Source organism: Streptomyces sp. NBC_00207, assembly GCF_045160965.1.
Classification (GTDB): Bacteria; Actinomycetota; Actinomycetes; order Streptomycetales; family Streptomycetaceae; genus Streptomyces.
Genome location: NZ_CP130715.1, coordinates 7716297 through 7731575, shown reverse-complemented (window position 1 = coordinate 7731575; position 15279 = coordinate 7716297). Strand labels below are relative to the sequence as shown.

Sequence of the window (15279 nt, the reverse complement as noted above, 5' to 3'; positions counted from 1 at the left end):
CCACAATCCCCTTCGGCCTGCGGATCTCAGAGTGCGGCGGCCAGTTCCGTGCCCTGCCGGATGGCCCGCTTGGCGTCGAGCTCGGCGGCCACGTCGGCGCCGCCGATCAGGTGCGCCTCGACACCGGCCGCGCGCAGCGCCTCGTACAGGTCGCGGCGCGGCTCCTGGCCGGTGCACAGGACCACCGTGTCGGCGGGCACGAGGCGCTGCTCCCCGTCGACGGTGATGTGCAGGCCCTCGTCGTCGATCCGGTCGTACGCGGCCCCGGCGACGGAGACGACCCCGCGGTGCTTGAGCTCCGCGCGGTGGATCCAGCCGGTGGTGGTGCCGAGACCGGCGCCGACCTTGGTGGCCTTGCGCTGGAGCAGGTGGACGCGGCGCGGCGGCGCGGGGCGCTCGGGCTTCGCGAGCCCGCCGGGGCCGGTGTACTCGGTGTCCACGCCCCAGTGGCGGAAGTAGACCTCGGGGTCCTGGGAGGCGCCCTCGCCGCTGTCGGTGAGGAACTCGGCGACGTCGAAACCGATGCCGCCGGCGCCGACCACGGCGACGCGCTCGCCGACGGGGGCGCCGTCGCGCAGCACGTCGAGGTAACTGACGACGTTGGCGTGGTCCACGCCCTCGATGTCGGGGGTGCGGGGGGTGACGCCGGTGGCGACGACGACCTCGTCGAAGCCGCGCAGGGTCTCCACGTCGGCGCGGGTGTTCAGGCGGACCTCCACACCGCTTTCCGCAAGCTGGGTGCCGAAGTAGCGGATGGTCTCCTCGAACTCCTCCTTGCCGGGGATGCGGCGGGCGATGTCGAGCTGGCCGCCGATGTGGCCGGAGGCCTCGAAGAGGGTGACGGCGTGGCCGCGTCCGGCGGCGGAGACCGCGCAGGCGAGACCGGCCGGGCCGGCGCCGACGACGGCGACGCTCTTCTTCGTGCGCGTCGGGGACAGGACGAGCTCGGTCTCGTGGCAGGCCCGCGGGTTGACCAGGCAGCTGGTGATCTTGCCGCTGAAGGTGTGGTCGAGGCAGGCCTGGTTGCAGCCGATGCAGGTGTTGATGGTCTCGGAGCGGCCGGCCGCGGCCTTGGCGACGAAGTCGGCGTCGGCCAGGAAGGGGCGGGCCAGCGACACCAGGTCGGCGCGCCCGTCGGCGAGCAGCTCCTCGGCGATCTCCGGGGTGTTGATGCGGTTGCTGGTGACGAGCGGGACGCTCACCGCGCCCATCAGGCGCTTGGTGACCCAGGTGTAGGCGCCGCGCGGGACGGAGGTGGCGATGGTGGGGATGCGGGCCTCGTGCCAGCCGATGCCGGTGTTGATGATGGTGGCGCCGGCCGCCTCGATCTCCTTGGCGAGGTGGACGACCTCGTCCAGGGTGGAGCCGCCGGGGATGAGGTCCAGCATGGACAGGCGGTAGATGAGGATGAAGTCCTCGCCGACGGCCGCGCGGGTGCGCCGGACGATCTCCAGCGGGAAGCGGACGCGGTTCGCGTACGCGCCGCCCCAGCGGTCGGTGCGCTTGTTGGTGGCGGCGGCGATGAACTCGTTGATCAGGTAGCCCTCGGAGCCCATGATCTCGACGCCGTCGTAGCCCGCGAGCTTCGCGAGGCGGGCGGCGCGGACGAAGTCCTCGACGGTCCGCTCGACCTCGATGTCGGAGAGCTCGTTCGGCACGAAGGGGCTGATGGGGGCCTGGAGGGCGCTGGGGGCGACCAGGTCCTTGTGGTAGGCGTAGCGGCCGAAGTGGAGGATCTGCATCGCGATCTTCCCGCCCTCGACGTGCACGGCCTCGGTGATCACCCGGTGCTCCGCGGCCTCGTCCTCGGTCGTGAGGCGGGAGCCGCCCTCGAAGGGGCGCCCGGCGTCGTTCGGGGCGATGCCTCCGGTGACGATCAGGCCGGCGCCGCCGCGGGCGCGCTCGGCGTAGAAGGCGGCGAGGCGCTCGAAGCCGCCCGCGTGCTCTTCGAGGCCGGTGTGCATCGACCCCATGATCACCCGGTTCGGCAGGGTGGTGAAGCCGAGGTCCAGGGGGCTCAGCAGGTGCGGGTACCGGCTCTGGGAACTCATGAGGGGCGCCTCCTCGCGCGGGGGTGATGACCCCTGTTCTAGCGAGGGGCGGCAGGTTTTGCAACTAGGTGCATAACCAGGTGCCCGCGTCACGCCCCGCCATCCCGGAGCCCACGGGGCCGGCCCTCCCTCACCTGTGGCGGAGTTCACGCCGACGGCGCGGCCCAGCCAGAGCCCGGCCGACGGGACAGCGAGTCGGCCGGGCTCTGGCTGGCCGAGCGGGGCGTGGTCCGGGCCGGCGAGGACACCTGGACGGACGGGAGTCCGAGGAGGGCCGGCTCACCTCGAACGAGGCCGCCCGTCAGTGGGCCGCGGCGGCCCTCGGGGACGGCTCCCTCGCCATGGAGCACCGGCTGCGGATCGGCTTCGGGCTGGTCGACCTCCTCGACGCGTACGGGGCCACCGTCGAGATCGGCTCCGCCGTCCGGGGCGCGGAGGGTCCGGGCATCAGCCGCCTGCTGTGGAACGGCTACCACAGCCGGCTGGAGGCCCCGGCGGCCTGCGAGGCGATCGTCCACTCCCTCTGGGTCGACTGGTTCGAGGACCGCGACACCGCGGAGACGGTCTTCACCGAGGTCCTCGGCAAGGACATCACGCAGCTGCGGCCGGACGCCCCGGAGCCCCTGCTGCGCCGCGCCCGGCGCGTGCTGGAATCCTCCGGACCGGTGCCCTGGCAGGCCAGCACCGGTCTACCGGGCCGCGGCCCGGGTCCCGGCCCTGCACGAGGCCGTGTTCCGGGGCGTCCTGCACAGCCACCACGACGTGTACGGCGGCCTCGAACCGGCGGCGGCGCTCGCCGTCCTCGACCGGCTGGCACTCCCGGCGGACACGGAGCACCTGGCCGGGCTGCGCAACGCACCGGCGGGTGGGCCGTCTGAGGTCAGGGCCGGGCCCACCCGCCCTGCGGTCAGGCGCGGTGCAGGCGGACCGTGACGATCTGGAACGGGCGCAGGGTCAGGGGGACCGCACCCGCCGCGGTGGGGGCGCCCACCGCCGAGCCGGCCAGGGGGCGTTCCAGCAGGTCGCTCTCGACCGCCGCCGTGAAGGGGAAGTCCGCCGTCAGGACCGCCGTCGCACGGCCCCCGCGGGACTCGTAGAGGCGGACGACCACGTCACCGCTGCGGTCCTCGGCCAGCTTCACCGCCTCCACGACCACCGCGTCCTCGTCGACGGCGAGCAGCGGGACGACCGGGCCCGCGCCGGTGACGGTGCGCTCGGGCAGGTTCAGCGCGTGCCCCTCGCGGACCGCGTCCCCGATCGACGCGCCGGGCGCGAGGGAGAACCGCAGGGTGTGGGCTCCCTGGTCGGTCTCGGGGTCGGGGTAGCGGGGGGCCCGCAGCAGGGAGAGCCGGACGGTGGTGGTCTGGCCGCCGTCGGGCCGCACGTCCCGGGTGACGTCGTGCCCGTACGTGGAGTCGTTGAGCAGTGCGACCCCCCAGCCGGGTTCCTCGGCGTGGATCCAGCGGTGGGCGCAGATCTCGAACTTGGCCGCCTCCCACGAGGTGTTGGTGTGGGTGGCCCGGTGGACGTGACCGAACTGCGTCTCGGAGGCGGTCCGTTCGGCCTTGACGTCCAGCGGGAAGGCGGCCTTGAGGAACTTCTCCGTCTCGTGCCAGTCCACGTCCGCGGCGAGGTCCACCGTCTTGGCCCCGGCCCGCAGCGTGACCGACTGGACGGCGGTGGAGGAGCCGAAGGAGCGGGTGACCCGGACCGTGGCGGACTCCGGCCCGCTCTCGGCGACCGCCAGGTCGTCGACGTCCACCAGGTCCGTCACCCGGTTGCGGTAGAAGGCGTCGATGTCCCACGCGTCCCACATGTTCGGGAAGTCCGGGTGGATCTGCAGCAGGTTCGCCGCGGCCCCCGGAGCGACCGTCTCGCGGCGCGCCTCCAGGTCGTAGACGGAGACGATCAGCCCGCGGCCGTCGATCTCCACCAGCAGCCGGCCGTTGGCCAGCACGTGCCCGCCGCCGTGCCGCTCCTCCACCGTGACCGGCTCCCCGGCCTCGGCCGGCCGGCCCGCCCCGCCCGCCGGAACGCCCCGCCGGGCGTGCGGGGCGCAGTTGAAGACCAGCTCCTCGCCGCCGTCCCCGGCGAGGGCCAGCTGCGCGGCGAGGGTGATCGCCCGGAGCTCCTCGCGCAGCTTCGCGTACGTATCGCGCGCCTCGCGGTGCACCCAGGCGATGGAGGAGCCCGGCAGGATGTCGTGGAACTGGTGCAGCAGCACCGTCTTCCAGATCCGCTCCAGGTCCTCGTACGGGTACCCGTACCCCGGCACCCTGACCGCGGCGGTGGCCGCCCACAACTCGGCCTCGCGCAGCAGTGATTCGCTGCGGCGGTTGCCCTGCTTGGTCTTGGCCTGGGAGGTGTAGGTGCCGCGGTGCAGCTCCAGGTAGAGCTCGCCCGCCCAGACGGGCGCGTCCTCGTACTCGGCGCGGGCCTTCTCGAAGAAGGCGTCCGGGCGCTCGATCCGGACCTTCGGGGAGCCTTCGAGGTCCCGCTGGCGCTTGGCGCGGGCCAGGTGTTCGCGGGTGGGGCCGCCCCCGCCGTCGCCCCAGCCGAAGGGCGCGAGCGACCGAGAACCACGGCCCTTCTCACGGTAGTTGCGGGCGGCGTGCGCCAGCTGGGCGCCGCCGAGGTCGGAGTTGTAGGTGTCGACGGGCGGGAAGTGCGTGAAGACGCGGGTGCCGTCGATGCCCTCCCACCAGAAGGTGTGGTGGGGGAAGGTGTTGACCTGGGACCAGGAGATCTTCTGGGTGAGGAACCACTGGGAGCCGGAGAGCCTGACGATCTGCGGCATCGCGGCGGTGTACCCGAAGGAGTCGGGGAGCCAGACGTTGTTCGTCTCGATGCCGAACTCGTCGAGGAAGAACTTCTTGCCGTAGAGGAACTGCCGGGCCATGGCCTCGCCGCCGACCATGTTGGTGTCGGACTCCACCCACATCCCGCCGACGGGCACGAACTGCCCGTCCGCGATCTTCTTCTTGACCCGCTCGAACAGCTCGGGCCGATAGGTCTTGATCCAGTCCAGCTGCTGGGCCTGCGACATCGCGAAGACGAACTCGGGGTGCTCGTCCATCAGGTTGACCATGTTGGACGCGGTGCGCGAGACCTTGCGCACCGTCTCGCGCAGCGGCCACAGCCAGGCCGAGTCGATGTGGGCGTGGCCGACGGCGCTGATCCGGTGTGCGGAGGCGCCGGCCGGGGAGGCCAGCACGCCGGCGAGCTCGGCGCGGGCGGCGGGCGCCGAGCCGGGCACGTCCGTCAGGTCCACCGCGTCCAGGGCGGAGCCGATGGCGTGCAGGATCCCGTGGCGCCGGGCGTCCCGGGTGTCGAGCTGCATCATCAGGTCGTAGAGGACCTCAAGGTCCTGGACCAGCTCCCACACCTCGGTCTCGAAGACGGTGAGGTCCATCCGGGCGAGCCGGTAGAGCGGCTGGTCGCCGCTGGTCAGCCGGTCGCCCTCGTACGTGACCGCGTGGTCGACCAGGACCGGGTTGGAGGCGGCCTCGACGTACCACTCGACGCGCTCGCCGCCCTCGGCCCGGTCGGCGACGCGGACCCAGTCGTTGTACGGGTTGAGCGCCTTGATCTCGCCGCCGTCGGCCCGGTGGACCAGGCCCTCGCACTGGAAGCCGGGCATCATCCGGTCGAAGCCGAGGTCGAGGACGGCCTCGACGGTACGGCCGGCCCAGTCGGCCGGGACGGTGCCGGTGACCTTGAACCAGGTGGTGCCCCAGGCCGGGCCCCACGGGTCGCCGATCGCGCAGGGCCCGTACGGGGCCGCCAGGCCCTCGGCGACGGGGACGGGCTCCCCCGGGGCCTCCCAGCGCTCGACGGTCAGCGGGAGCGGGCGGGAGTGGACGGCGGGCTTGATCCGCTCCTTCAGGACCCGGCGGAGACGGTGCTCGGTGATGCTGCGGTCGTCGTGCATGACGGCTGCTCCAGGGACTGGGTGGTCGGTACGGACGGCTGGTCGGTGCGGGGGCGGTGGAACTGGCCCGGCGGCGGACGGGCTCAGGTCTTGACTGCTCCCTCGCCCACGCCCTTGAAGAAGAAACGCTGGAGGGCGAAGAAGAGCAGCATCATCGGCAGGAGCGCGGCCATCGCGCCGGCGGCGATGAGCCGCTGGTCGTTGACGGTGGTGGCGCCGGCCAGGGTCTTCAGGCCGAGCTGCAGGGTGTAGTGGTCACTGTTCGTGAGGACCAGCAGGGGCCAGAGGAAGTCGTCCCAGGCGCCCATGAAGCTGGTGATGCAGACGACGGCCAGGGCGCCCTTGGCTGCGGGCAGGAACACCCGGGTGAAGCGGGTCCATTCGCCGGCCCCGTCCAGGACCGCGGCCTCCTCGACCTCCTTGGGCACGGCGAGGAAGGCCGCCCGCATGATCATGATGTTGAGCACGGAGACCGCGCCGGGGAGCCAGACGCCGATGAGGGTGTCGACCAGGCCCATCTCGCGGACCGTGAGGAACATCGAGATCATCACGGACTCGAAGGGGAACATCAGGGTCGCCACGAGCACGGTGAAGACGACCCGGCGTCCCTTCCAGGCGGCGCGCGAGAGGGCGTACCCGCCCATCGCCGCGAAGAGCAGGTTCGAGGTGATCGCGAGGACCGCGACGGTGAGGGTGTTGCCGACGTACTGGAGCAGCGGGAAGGACTCGGCGACCCGGACGTAGTTGTCGAGGGTGGGCTGCGAGGGCAGCACGCCGTCGTAGACGTTCTCGGTGCGGCCGCGGATCGAGGTGAGGAACTGCCAGACGATCGGGCCCAGCATGACGACGAGCATCAGCAGGAGCGTGGCGTACCGGGCGGCCGGGCCGAGCCACCGGCGCCTGCGGGCGGCCGGGCCGGGGCCGGTGCGGCGGGGCGGCCCGCTCCCGGGGGAAGGCGGGCTGTTTCCCCGGGAGGACTCGGTGCTCCCTGGGGAGGGCGGGGTGCTCAACTCTCGTCTCCCTTGGACAGGCGGCGGCCCAGCAGGCTGAAGACCAGGGTCAGGAGGAACAGCAGGATGGAGATGGCGGAGGCGTAGCCGGTCTCGCCGGAGAAGCCGAGGCCGACCTGCCGGATGAGGAACGGCAGGGTGCGGGCGCCGCCGCCGGGGCCGCCGCTCTCACCGCCGAGGATGTAGATCTCGGTGAAGACGCGCAGCGCGGAGATCGCGGAGAGGGTGCCGACCAGCAGCATCATCGGCTTCACCTGGGGGACGGTGATGCTGAAGAAGCGGCGGACGGGGCCCGCGCCGTCGATGGCGGCCGCCTCGTAGAGGGAGGCGGGGACGTTCCCGAGGGCCGCCAGGTAGAAGACCATGTAGTAGCCGAGGCCCTTCCACACGGTCACGAGCATCGCGGAGAACAGCAGCATCGCGGAGTCCGTCAGGAACGGGATCGGCTCGGAGATGAGGTTCAGCCGCTGGAAGACGGTGTTGACGAGACCGTCGCTGCGCAGCACCCACTGCCAGATCAGCCCGACGACCACGGCGGAGGCGATCACCGGGGTGTAGAAGGCGGACCGGAAGAAGCCGATGCCGGGGACCTTGGCTTGGACGAGGACGGCGAGGGCCAGCGGGAGGAGGACCAGGCACGGTACGACGACCGCGAGGTACAGGACGCTGTTGCCGGTGGCGACCCAGAAGTCGGGGTCGTCGAGGGCGCGGCGGTAGTTCTCGAGGCCGACGAAGGTGCCGCCGCGCAGGATCTGGGCGTCGGTGAAGGAGAGGACGACGGTGTTGACGAACGGCCAGAGGCTGAAGAGCGCCACCATCGCCAGGCCGGGGGCGAGGAACAGGTAGGGGGTCCACCACTTGCGGTGGACCAGGCCCGTGTCGGTCTCCATGGCACGCTGCGCGGCCCGGCGTCGCCGTCTGCGCGCGAGGGCGCCGCCACCCGGCACCCGGATGCCACCGCTCGGCTTCACGGCGTCGCCCTCCGACTCCCCGGTCTCGGCCTCGGACCGTCCGGCGCCGGCGCCCGCGCCCGCGCCGACGCGCCCGCCCGCGGCCGTCACTTGTCGGCCGCGGCGGCGAGGAGCTTGTTCGCCGCTTCCTCGGCCTTCTTCACCGCCGTCCTGGGGTCCTGCTCACCCGTGATGGCCTTCTGCACCTCGCGTACGACGGCGTCGCCCACCTGATTGGTCCACTGGACGGGGGTGTTGGCGTCGAGCGCGGCGGTCTTCAGCTGTTCGGCGCCGACCGCGCGGGCCAGGGTCTCCGCGTCCTTGCCGTCGCCCTTGTCCGAGAAGAACGGGTCGGCGAGGCCCTGGGCGTTGGACGGGTAGATGGTGGCCTTCCTGGAGAACTCCACCTGGTTGGGCCCGTTGGTCACCCACTTCGCGAACTCGGCCGCCGCGTCCGGGTGCTTGGTGTCCTTCCTGATGCCGAGCGACTGGGCGTAGATGCCGATGTGGCCGAGCCTGCCCGTGACGGCGCCCGCGACCTGGGTCTTCGCGTAGACCTGCGGGGCGTTCTGCCTGATGTCCTTGACGAAGCCCGGGGAGCCGGGGCCGAAGACGAGCTTGCCGCCGCCGTAGAGCTGGTTGATGTCGTCGGACTTGAGCAGGGACTCCTTGGGCATGGCGCCCTTGGCGTACAGGTCCTTCATCCGTTCCACCCAGGCGACGGCCCGGTCGGTGCCGAAGGTGAAGCGGTCCTGCTTCTCGCTGAGGATCGGTATGCCCATCTTCTGCCAGTCCCCGGGCAGCCGGCCCTTGGGGTCGGCCATGAAGGCGGAGTACCGGCCCCCGGACGTGGCGGCGATCTTCTCGGCGTAGTCGAAGAACTGCTCCACGCCGGTCGGCGGCTTGGCCGGGTCCAGGCCGGCCTTCTCGAAGAGCTCTCTGTTGTAGGTGAGGATCTCGGGGGTCACGTACCACGGGTACGCGTACACGCTGTCCCCCTTGCCCGGGAGTTTGAACTGCTCCCAGGCACCGGGCACGTACTCCTTGGCCGCCGCCCCGTCGAGCTTGGCCACGTCGGCGAGCATGCCGCGGTCGGCGAGGAGCTGGAAGGAGTCGGTGGAGAGGTTGACCACGTCGGGGAGGGCCCCGGCCTGGGCGTCCGCGACGAGCTTCTCGTTGTAGCCGTCGCCGGGGACGTCCTCCCACGTGACCTCGACCTCGGGGTACTTCTGCTCGAAGGCGTCGATGACCCCCTGTACGTAGGCCGTGAACGTCGGCTTCAGCTGGAGGGTCCGGAAGGTGATCCCACCGGCCACCCTGCCCGTCTTCTCGGCCTCCTTCGCGTCACCGGCGCCACCGCTCAGACCGCACGCGGCGGTCGAGAGGAGGGCGCCGGTCACCAGCGTGGCCACGGCAATACGGGTCGGGTTCGAACGGGTCATCGTCGCCGCCTTTGCAGAAGTCCGGCCTCTTTGCCGGAGGCGGTGCCCACCGTCGCCCGAAGTCAGGATCCCGTCAATGAGGCGGAGGCCCCATTGGCCGATGACACCCGGGTGCCGAATCCACCAACAGGCCTGCACAGGCGGCCAGATGGCTTCATCACGCCAAGGTTGACCTGGACTAATGCGCTTTAGCACAAAGCCGGTTCGGCATGATATCGATTCGATAACGAAGTGCGACTTACCGTCAACTCATGACCACTTATGGCCGGTTCGCGAGGGCGTGCACTAATGCGCTTTACCACCGCGCCGCGAAACCGCGTTGGCGACGGGGCGCGCCGACCGGTGGACGGACGCGATGGCGTGAACACGTTCAGTACGACGTACGGGTCCAGCCTGCGCACAGGGTGCAGCGTCGGCGCGCCGGCCGTCCCCGCGGTCGCGGTGGGCACCACTTCGTACGCCTGGCACTTCCGGCTCGGCCCCGCGCTGGCCGAGCCGAACGCGTTCCACCGGGCGGAAACTTCGAGGCCGGCATGCCGGTAGGCCGGCGCGCGGAGTTGAGGAGGCAGATCGCCCGACAGCCCCGCATCGAGAGCGTGAAGCTGCACCGGGTGCGCGGCTGACCGACGGCGGCGCCCCTGACGGCGTCACCGCGCGGTGCACGCCGACGGGTTCGCGGCGTGCCGCGGTGGCCGGTCGTTGGCTGCACGCCCGCAAGCTAGCTGATAATACTTCAGACCCCCTGGTCACGACCGGTGGCCGACCCTCGGGGAATGTGGCCGGCAGCCGCGCGAAGCGGCTGCCCCGACGTATGGGAAAGGCGATCGCGTGAGCCCCAAGCACCCCCGCCCGGCGCATAAGACCGACGAACAATTACTGCATTCCTCCCGCTCTGCCGCGACCGCGCAGCAGGCGGCGACCGCGCCGGCGGGGCTGATGGCGCTTCAGGCGGGCGCGGGCAACGCCGCGGTCGTGCAGATGCTCCGCAGGGCCGGTCACTCCCCGGACCAGGAACAGCACCAGCACACCGACGGATGCGGACACGGGCAGCCCGCGGTGCAGCGGTCCGCCGTCCACGACGTCCTGCGCAGTCCCGGACGCCCCATGGACGACGCCACCCGTACCGACATGGAAGCCCGGCTCGGCGCGGACTTCTCCGATGTCCGCATCCACAGCGGCAGCGCCGCGAAGGCCTCCGCCGCCGAGGTCGGCGCCCGCGCCTACACCTCCGGCAGCCACGTCGTCATCGGCGACGGCGGCAACGACAAGCACACCCTCGCCCACGAACTCACCCACGTCATCCAGCAACGCCAGGGCCCCGTCGCGGGCACCGACAACGGAACGGGCCTGAAGGTCTCCGACCCGTCGGACCGGTTCGAGCGCGAGGCGGAGGCGAACGCCAGCCGGGTCATGGCGGCCGGCCCGCAAGCCGCCACGAACGTGCAGCGCCACGCGGCGCCCTCGTCCGCCTCCGGCTCCCGCCCCTCCGTGCAGCGCGTCGAGAACCCTCAGGACCGGATGACGGTCGAGTACTGGGAGGCCAAGGCGGGACTGGGCGGAGCCAGCAGCAGCGCCGCGAAGGACCGGGCCAAGCAGATCAACGCGTCCAAGGCGAGCGCGAAGAAGTTCAAGGCTCACAAGCCTCCGCGCACGATCGATGAGATCGTCAGGATCGTCGGCCCCCAGCTCCTGGACGACCTGGCCCTGAAGGGGCCGGACGCCGGGAGGATGGAGCTGTTCAGGTCCATGAGCTTCGACGAGGCCCACAGCGCCCTGACCTACTGGGGCGACGCGGCCTCACGGGAAACGATGGTGGCGTACATAGCCTCCCGTCAGGGCTCGGGCAAGGACTTCAGGGAGCAAGGGTTCGGGGGCCTGACGATAGGGGCCCATCTCGGCGACCAGGGCCAGGCCGACGGGTACTACGACACCCAAGGCGACCCCTACGCGGTCCAGCTGAAGTTCACGCTGAAGCCCGGCGCCCACGAACTCCTCTTCAACCAGGACCACATGGCCCTCGGACCGGGATACAAGAACGACCTGATCCGCAAGGCCAACGAAGGCGGCGGGGTCTACAAGAACGCGAGCGCGAACGAGGGCACCCTGGGCGGGTACATCGGCGTGAAGGCCGAGGACAAGGAGCCCTACAGCCTGGGCATCGCTCAGGGGGCGAACGGCAAGAACGGCAGGGAGCTCGGCGCGAGTCAGCTGCTCTTCCAGCTGTTCCTCGAAAACGTCGAACTCGTCAAGAACAGGTCGGGGAAAGAGCTCCCGTAGAGCTGCGCCACGACAGAACGCCGCGGATGTCCCGGACCGGTCCGGGGCATCCGCGTGCGGGGGTGGCACCTAGTCCTGAGAAATCCAGTGGAGCCGCCCCGCTGGGCGCCGTTACCGTGCTGCCGGACAAGTCGTCTAGGCAAGGACGTTCCGTTGTACACCGTGTGAGACCCCCCGAGTGCTGATTCGTCGCGCGTCGCGCATGTGCGCCGCGCTCCTTTCTGCTGCGGTCTTCTCACTGGAACCGGTGTACTTCTGTGCTCAATACCTGGGTGGTCGCTCCCACCTGCCTTCCGCTCGTTCTCCGCCGATGCCACACGTGCGCGTCCGAGCGCTTCCGGGCGAACGGCAAATTTCGCGTCAACGCCAACCACAAGCTCCTCGACGCCTGGCTCCTCGTGCTCTGCACCACTTGCGGGGACACGGCGAAACTCACGGTCCTGGAGCGGGTGCACGTGCGCTCCGTACGACCCGAGCTGCTGGACCGGCTGCATGACAACGACCCGGGCCTGGCAGCCGAACTGCTCCAGGATCCGGTCGTGCGGCGCCGCAATCACATCGCCCTCGACTGGGACGGCGCCTGGCGCCTCGACACCGGCGGATCGGATCACCTGGACCGCGAGGTGATCGACGTCTCGGTCCGCTTCGCGGCGCGGATCCCGGTCCGGCCGGTGCGGTTGATCTCTGAGGGGTGCGGGCTTTCACGGGCCGAGGTCGAGAGACTGATCACGGACGGGAAGCTCGTCTCGGCGGTCCGGCTGAGCGGCAGGCTCTCCGGGGACTTCACCTTCACGCTCAAGCGCTGACCCCTCCCCGGGGCCAAGGGCCTGTCCGGCGGGATCCGCCGGACAGGCCCGCGCGCCCTAGCGCATCGGGTACTCGGTCTTCTCCGCGAGCTTGCCGTCCTTGAAACAGAAGCGGAGCACTGTCTCCTTGCCGTTCTTGGTGTCGCCGCTGGAGATGTACCAGGAGCAGGCGCTGCCCTCGGGCTCGGCCGGTCCGCCTTCCTTGAGGGCGTCCTTGACGAAGCTGTCGCCCGACGGGAGCTTTCCGCGGACCTCGCTCTCCGCGTCGCCCGTCTTGACGGACTCGTAGACCGTCGGGTCGAGCAGGGTCTTGTCGGCCATGTCGAGGAACTTGCCCACGCCGAAGAACACGGCCACGAGAAGGCCCACGCCCAGCACCAGCGCCACGCCGCACCCGATCAGACAACCCTTGCGCTGAGCCACGCCCGTTCCTCCATGTCGCTCCGTGTCCGGCGGCGGTCGCCTGGACGCTCACACCCTCGCAAGGGGCGGGGGTCCCGGGCTGTCCTCGAAAGTCGTCGGGCGCCGCAACGATCGTCGTTCGAGGTCAGGCCCGCCTTCCGGGTATACAAGGATGAGACCGACTATTCGGACGAAGCGAGAGGGACCCCCGTGAGCGAGCAGGACACCGTCGAGCCTCTGATCGTCGTCGGCGTGGACGGTTCGAACCATTCCAAGGAGGCCCTGCGCTGGGCCGTCGCGCAGGCCGGGATGACGGGCGGGCGGGTGCACGCCGTCATGGCCTGGGAGTGGAACCGCAATCCGTTCTCCGTCGCTCCGGTGGCCGCCGAGGTCTCCGACGCCGGGGCGGTGACGGTCGAGGAGGCGGCCCGGCGGAAGCTGGCGGACACCGTCAAGGCGGCCGTCGGCGCCTCGCCCGGTGTGCCGGTGTTCCGTCGCGTCGAGCAGGGCTCCGCGGCTCAGGTCCTGGTCGACGCCTCGAAGGAGGCGGACCTGACGGTGGTCGGCACCCGCGGCTACGGCGGGTTCAAGGGCGCCCTGCTGGGCTCGGTGAGCCAGCAGGTCGTGCAGTACGCCGCCGGCAGCGTCGTGGTCGTCCGCGAGGTCGAGGACGAGGACGACGACTGACGGCGGTGGGCGGTTGGCGGCCGGCGCCCCCGCCCGGCGGCGGGCTCAGGCCGTGGGGGCCACCAGGTCCCGGGGGTCCGTGTTGGCCCCGCACAGGATGACGGCGACCCGCTCGCCCAGCGGCTCCGGCGCACCGCGCAGCGCCGCCAGGGCGGTGGCCGCGCCCGCCTCCACCACGATCCGGTGTTCCTCCCAGAGGGCGCGCCGGGCGGCCGTGATGGCCCCGTCGGGCACGAGTACGGACGTCACGTGCTTCTCCTGCGCGGCGGCCAGCGCGTCCGCCGAGACCCGGGTGGCCCCCAGGGAGTCGGCGGCGACCGAGTCCACGGCCACGTCCACGACCCGGCCCGCCGCCAAGGCCGCGTTCAGGGCCCGGCAGTTCTCCGGCTCGGCCGCGATCACCCGTACGCCGTGCTCGCGCGCGGCGGTGGCGACCCCGGCGAACAGTCCGCCGCCGCCGACCGCGACGACCACGGTGTCCAGCCCGGGCAGGGCGGCCCGGATCTCGTCGAGCAGTGTCCCGGCGCCCGCCGCGATGAGCGGGTGGTCGTAGGCGTGGCTGCTCAGCGCCCCGCTCCCGGCGGCGAACTCCTCGCAGGCGGCGAGCGCTTCGGCGTACCGGTCGCCGACGAGCCGCACCTCGGCCCCGTATCCGCGCAGCCGGTCCACCTTCACGCGCGGGGCGTTGGCGGGCAGGAACACGGTCGCGGGCACGGACAGTGCGCGGGCCGCCCAGGCGCAGGCGAGCCCGGCGTTGCCGCCGGAGGCGATGGTGACGCCCGCGGCCGGGAGGCCGCCGGCCTCGTGGTGCGCTGCGAGGAAGTTGCGGGCGCCGCGCGCCTTGAAGCTGCCGGTGTGCTGGAGGTACTCCAGCGCGTACCAGACCCCCGCTTCGGCCGCGGGCGCCACGGCGACGGGCCGAATCCCGCCGGCGATCCGGTCGGCGGCGGCGCGGACGGCGGCGTAGTCGAGCTGCTGTGCCGGTGCTGCTGGCATGGACTGTCTCCCCATCAGGTGGTGGGCCGGGCGGCGTCGATCAGCTGGCGCAGGGCGCCGTAGTACACCTCGTGGTCCGTCAGGGGCGGCAGTACGTCGGCCAGTCCGCCGCAGAGCACGGGGAACTCCGCCGGATCCAGCGCGGCCAGGGCCGCCCGCGAGGCGGCGGTGGCCCCGGCCGGGTCCCGGTGGTCCACGAAGGCCGCACTGCCCAGGGTGAGCAGGTACATGCGGCGGTAGACGGTCATCGCGTCGGCGGCGGTCATCCCGGCGGCCACGCTGTCGGCGAGGGCGGGCTCGACGAGCCGGGCGAGGAGCTGGCGGCCGAGCCAGGGACGGCCGCCGCGCAGCACCAGCAGCCCGGGGTGGGCGGTGAGCAGCAGGTAGAGCGCACGGAACCGCTGCTCGGTGGCCTGCGCCCAGTCCGTGCCGGCGGGGATATCGGGGAGCTGCGCGGCCAGGTGCTCGGTGCACAGGTCGAGCAGCCCGGCGAGGTCGGTGCAGCGGCGCTGGACGGTGGCGTGGGAGACGTCGAGCCGGTCGGCGAGGGTGCGGAAGCTGAGGCGTCCCGGCCCTTCCTCGTCGAGGATCCGAAGGGCGGCGACGGCGATGGCCTCGGGGGTCGCGCGGTCCAGGGCATCTGATCTACGAGGCATAGATACAACGTAACATACGATGTATCTCCTCTTTCGTGTGACATCTATTGCAGCCATATTGCTGGTCATTG

The 15279-nt window shown here is 71.5% G+C and carries 13 protein-coding genes; 5 read left to right on the top strand and 8 right to left on the bottom strand.

Translation table 11 applies throughout. The features are described from left to right. Nucleotides 1-26: 26 nt before the first annotated feature. Complete coding sequence (locus tag OG472_RS35780; RefSeq protein ID WP_405942447.1) at nucleotides 27-2051, bottom strand: FAD-dependent oxidoreductase; 2025 nt, start codon at nucleotides 2049-2051, stop codon at nucleotides 27-29. A gap of 341 nt (nucleotides 2052-2392) precedes the next feature. Here OG472_RS35780 and OG472_RS35775 point away from each other — a divergent pair, with 341 nt between their 5' ends. After that, nucleotides 2393-2929 (top strand): hypothetical protein, encoded by a 537-nt coding sequence (locus tag OG472_RS35775; RefSeq protein ID WP_405942446.1) that lies wholly within the window; start codon nucleotides 2393-2395, stop codon nucleotides 2927-2929. A 29-nt stretch (nucleotides 2930-2958) separates the two neighbouring features. On the opposite strand, the gene OG472_RS35770 is transcribed toward OG472_RS35775, so the two are convergent. The 4 genes from OG472_RS35770 to OG472_RS35755 form a co-directional block, all read right to left on the bottom strand. Beyond that, complete coding sequence (locus tag OG472_RS35770) at nucleotides 2959-5982, bottom strand: alpha-mannosidase (RefSeq protein ID WP_405942445.1); 3024 nt, start codon at nucleotides 5980-5982, stop codon at nucleotides 2959-2961. Between the two features lie 83 nt (nucleotides 5983-6065). Continuing rightward, nucleotides 6066-6992 (bottom strand): carbohydrate ABC transporter permease, encoded by a 927-nt coding sequence (locus tag OG472_RS35765; protein WP_401605365.1) that lies wholly within the window; start codon nucleotides 6990-6992, stop codon nucleotides 6066-6068. Further along, nucleotides 6989-7882 carry a carbohydrate ABC transporter permease gene (locus OG472_RS35760; protein ID WP_405943232.1) on the bottom strand — a complete coding sequence of 298 codons (894 nt, stop codon included), beginning with the start codon at nucleotides 7880-7882 and terminating at the stop codon, nucleotides 6989-6991. The genes OG472_RS35765 and OG472_RS35760 overlap by 4 nt, the downstream gene beginning before the upstream one ends. Before the next feature lie 167 nt (nucleotides 7883-8049). Next, nucleotides 8050-9384: an ABC transporter substrate-binding protein gene (locus tag OG472_RS35755; RefSeq protein WP_405833034.1), complete on the bottom strand. Its 1335-nt coding sequence runs from the start codon at nucleotides 9382-9384 to the stop codon at nucleotides 8050-8052. 360 nt (nucleotides 9385-9744) lie between these two features. Between OG472_RS35755 and OG472_RS35750 the strand changes: the two genes are divergently transcribed. From OG472_RS35750 to OG472_RS35740, 3 genes are all read left to right on the top strand, one after another. Continuing rightward, on the top strand, nucleotides 9745-9927 hold the full coding sequence (locus tag OG472_RS35750) for a hypothetical protein (protein WP_405942444.1): 183 nt from the start codon (nucleotides 9745-9747) through the stop codon (nucleotides 9925-9927). Nucleotides 9928-10320: 393 nt separating this feature from the next. After that, the gene (locus tag OG472_RS35745; protein ID WP_401605360.1) at nucleotides 10321-11661 is read left to right on the top strand and encodes a DUF4157 domain-containing protein; all 1341 of its coding nucleotides are present in this window, start codon (nucleotides 10321-10323) and stop codon (nucleotides 11659-11661) included. 257 nt (nucleotides 11662-11918) lie between these two features. Next, nucleotides 11919-12467, top strand: coding sequence for a DUF1062 domain-containing protein (locus tag OG472_RS35740; protein ID WP_405833032.1), 549 nt, complete (start codon nucleotides 11919-11921; stop codon nucleotides 12465-12467). A 57-nt stretch (nucleotides 12468-12524) separates the two neighbouring features. On the opposite strand, the gene OG472_RS35735 is transcribed toward OG472_RS35740, so the two are convergent. Beyond that, a complete protein-coding gene (locus tag OG472_RS35735) occupies nucleotides 12525-12890 on the bottom strand; it encodes a hypothetical protein (RefSeq protein WP_401605355.1) in 366 nt (121 codons plus the stop codon). 189 nt (nucleotides 12891-13079) lie between these two features. Here OG472_RS35735 and OG472_RS35730 point away from each other — a divergent pair, with 189 nt between their 5' ends. After that, nucleotides 13080-13556, top strand: a complete 477-nt coding sequence (locus OG472_RS35730; protein WP_401605353.1) for a universal stress protein — start codon at nucleotides 13080-13082, stop codon at nucleotides 13554-13556. 45 nt (nucleotides 13557-13601) lie between these two features. On the opposite strand, the gene OG472_RS35725 is transcribed toward OG472_RS35730, so the two are convergent. Both OG472_RS35725 and OG472_RS35720 read right to left on the bottom strand, forming a co-directional pair. Then, nucleotides 13602-14552, bottom strand: coding sequence for a serine/threonine dehydratase (locus OG472_RS35725; protein WP_401605350.1), 951 nt, complete (start codon nucleotides 14550-14552; stop codon nucleotides 13602-13604). A gap of 14 nt (nucleotides 14553-14566) precedes the next feature. Next, on the bottom strand, nucleotides 14567-15208 hold the full coding sequence (locus tag OG472_RS35720; RefSeq protein WP_401605348.1) for a TetR/AcrR family transcriptional regulator: 642 nt from the start codon (nucleotides 15206-15208) through the stop codon (nucleotides 14567-14569). Nucleotides 15209-15279 lie beyond the last annotated feature (71 nt).

Coding starts and splice junctions, on each gene's coding strand:
- OG472_RS35780 (WP_405942447.1), bottom strand. CDS start 2,051: ATGAGTTCCCAGAGCCGGTACCCGCACCTGCTGAGCCCCCTGGACCTC.
- OG472_RS35775 (WP_405942446.1), top strand. CDS start 2,393: ATGGAGCACCGGCTGCGGATCGGCTTCGGGCTGGTCGACCTCCTCGAC.
- OG472_RS35770 (WP_405942445.1), bottom strand. CDS start 5,982: ATGCACGACGACCGCAGCATCACCGAGCACCGTCTCCGCCGGGTCCTG.
- OG472_RS35760 (WP_405943232.1), bottom strand. CDS start 7,882: ATGGAGACCGACACGGGCCTGGTCCACCGCAAGTGGTGGACCCCCTAC.
- OG472_RS35755 (WP_405833034.1), bottom strand. CDS start 9,384: ATGACCCGTTCGAACCCGACCCGTATTGCCGTGGCCACGCTGGTGACC.
- OG472_RS35745 (WP_401605360.1), top strand. CDS start 10,321: ATGGCGCTTCAGGCGGGCGCGGGCAACGCCGCGGTCGTGCAGATGCTC.
- OG472_RS35725 (WP_401605350.1), bottom strand. CDS start 14,552: ATGCCAGCAGCACCGGCACAGCAGCTCGACTACGCCGCCGTCCGCGCC.
- OG472_RS35720 (WP_401605348.1), bottom strand. CDS start 15,208: ATGCCTCGTAGATCAGATGCCCTGGACCGCGCGACCCCCGAGGCCATC.